Origin of the sequence: Neisseria sp. P0008.S010, from assembly GCF_051962715.1 — a bacterium.
GTDB classification, from domain to species: Bacteria; Pseudomonadota; Gammaproteobacteria; order Burkholderiales; family Neisseriaceae; genus Neisseria; species Neisseria elongata.
The window spans coordinates 1-274 of the sequence record NZ_JBQCVA010000282.1 but is presented as its reverse complement, the minus strand read 5'-3'; the positions used below and the strand labels follow the sequence as shown (position 1 = coordinate 274).

Below are 274 nucleotides of genomic sequence, written 5' to 3'. Positions count from 1 at the left end.
GACTACAAGGGTATCTAATCCTGTTTGCTCCCCACGCTTTCGCACCTCAGCGTCAGTTCCTGTCCAGGGGGCCGCCTTCGCCACCGGTATTCCTCCACATCTCTACGCATTTCACCGCTACACGTGGAATTCTACCCCCCTCTACAAAACTCTAGCAAACCAGTTTCGAATGCCATTCCCAGGTTGAGCCCGGGGATTTCACATCCGACTTAATTCACCGCCTACGTGCCCTTTACGCCCAGTCATTCCGATTAACGCTCGCACCCTCCGTATT

General features: G+C 54.0%; 1 rRNA gene. It reads right to left on the bottom strand.

Annotated features, from left to right (window positions below):
- Positions 1–274, bottom strand: a 16S ribosomal RNA gene (locus ACTHSL_RS13595); the annotation flags it as partial.